Genomic DNA, 2,167 nt, shown 5'->3' with positions numbered 1-2,167 from the left:
TTAATTTCCTGTATTGCTGTTATTAATATATTAGCTTCTTTATGTCCGCATTCAGATAGAGAGTTTTTACCTGTTATTCTTTTTATAAAAACTTTCAATGTATTTTCGCTTGGATTATTTGATTTTTTCCACCATAATCCTTTTATAAATTTAACTTGTTTTTCTGTTAAATATTTTGTATCTTGATAGGTTACGTAAAAATGTTTATCATTTTCATTTTTTTGATTTTTACTAGACGACTGTCCGCCTCGCGAAGCGTGCCTTTGGCAGGCGAAAGCTCCAGCAACATTCATTGAATTTAATACTTCTTTTAATTCTTCAACAGTCATATCTGTTGTGCTTTCTTTACCTGCTGTGGCTTTTAAAAATACTTTATAATCATCTTCATTTAGTCCTAAATATTTTTTACCTATATGTATTTTAGCTATCATTTTCTTTCGTTTGTTTTCACTCTTTTTTTCTTTAAACATTTAAAAATCCTCCTATTTTCTTAGTTTGGTATCATCTATTAAAAGCCATTTATTGCCGTATGGCTGTACAGCCTAAAAGTCTTTTTATTGTTTTTGGTATAAATAATAGCATGTATAAAAAAATCCTTTTTTATGAGTTATTTTGATGAATCATTTTTAATTGGGTATTTTGTTATATACTGATTCATAGCAAATAAAGCTAATGTTTTTATTGAACCAAATTTTTTTCTTTCAGCATAGTTTTTTAATTCCTCATAATCAGTTTTTGATAATTTTATTTTTATGCAATAATTTTCTTTAGTTTTATTAGTTTCATCTTGATTGATTTTTACTCCCTTATCTTTCAAAAAATTATTGAGTATCATTCTAATTATAGAACTTTTGAACTTATTAGATTTATTACAATATTCATTTAATTTATTATAAGTGTCATGTTCTATAGCTATCGATAAAGTCCTATATTTACTTGAATCCATCATAATTCCCCCCAATTAAACTAATATTTATAAACTCATTATTAAATGTTCATCAATTTTATTTATTTTTAAATCATAAGCCTTATTTATTGCTCTTCTCATTAAATTATTTATACTTAAAGGATAGGCTTTACTTATTGTTGTACCTTTTAATAATTTACTTGAAAGTTTTGAAGATATTGCCTCTATACCTTTGTCTGTAATAATATCATCAATATTCACTCCAGCTTTGGCAAACTTTAATTGTAAATATGTTTTTATATCTTTAGGATCAGATAAAGGTTCTATTTTTAATAATTCCATTCTTCTTATAATTTCTCTAGCTTCATAATTTTTACTTTCATCTAATTTGCCTGCTAGTTCTGTCTGTCCTATTAAAAGTATTGAAAGTAATTTTTTCAATCCGTCCTCAAGCTCCCAAAATCTTTTTAGATATTTGAGTGTTGCTATACTTAAATCATGTGCTTCTTCTATTATGAGTACATGAGCAAATCCCATTCTTGATGAATTAGTTAATATTCTTTCAACCTGCCTTGCTTTAGCTTCTAAACTCTTTTTTGGAGATTCTGAAGAAACATCTAATATTATAGAATCGCATATAGCTCCTACAGAAAGTCTCGTTTTATCTATAATCTTACATTGTATTATTTTTACTCTTTGATTTTCTTTTTCCATAGTGTCAATAGCATATCTTCTTAAAGTAGTTTTACCGCTTCCGCTTTCTCCAATTAAAGCTACCATTCCTCCTTGCTTTGCTGTCTGACATATAAACTCTGTCATAAAACGCATATCACCGTTTAAATATACATCTTCCATTTTTTCTATATCACCAAAGAAAGGATCATGTTTAAATCCAAACTTTCTAAATGCTTTTATATTTATTGCCATAAAAACACGGATGTTTTTATGCCGACGCTACATGGATGTATAAGCGGCGGCATTCATCCACCTCCTTTTTAATTTTTTAATATTTTATAAACAAAAATAAAGCTGCAGCAATTATTACTGAATATATAATTACTATTAACATCAGCCAACTCCTTGATTATCCTCTTTAGCTTCTTTATTTTTTATTATTGCCGCCTTGCCGAGTAGGCACCTATTCGGTGCGTGCCGTAGGCAATACTCGCTGTCGCCCTATAAATAAGCTGTCAAACAAGTTTGCCATCTGGGCTTGGCTCGTTAAATTATATTTTCATTCTCCTTATTTTCTTTATTTTT

General features: G+C 28.1%; 3 protein-coding genes. All 3 read right to left on the bottom strand.

The window, feature by feature from the left end:
• Nucleotides 1–470, bottom strand: a 470-nt coding sequence (locus tag F811_RS16165) for a phage protein GemA/Gp16 family protein (protein ID WP_020003308.1), incomplete at its 3' end; no start/stop codon positions are given.
• A 137-nt stretch (nt 471–607) separates the two neighbouring features.
• A complete protein-coding gene (locus tag F811_RS0100175) occupies nt 608–949 on the bottom strand; it encodes a hypothetical protein (RefSeq protein WP_020003307.1) in 342 nt (113 codons plus the stop codon).
• A gap of 24 nt (nt 950–973) precedes the next feature.
• Nucleotides 974–1,834, bottom strand: coding sequence for an ExeA family protein (locus F811_RS0100170; RefSeq protein WP_014486572.1), 861 nt, complete (start codon nt 1,832–1,834; stop codon nt 974–976).
• Between the last annotated feature and the right edge of the window lie 333 nt (nt 1,835–2,167).

It is taken from the genome of Brachyspira innocens ATCC 29796 (genome assembly GCF_000384655.1).
Classification (GTDB): Bacteria; Spirochaetota; Brachyspiria; order Brachyspirales; family Brachyspiraceae; genus Brachyspira; species Brachyspira innocens.
The sequence above is the reverse complement of the archived record's forward strand: the minus strand, read 5'-3'. Positions and strand labels throughout refer to the sequence as shown.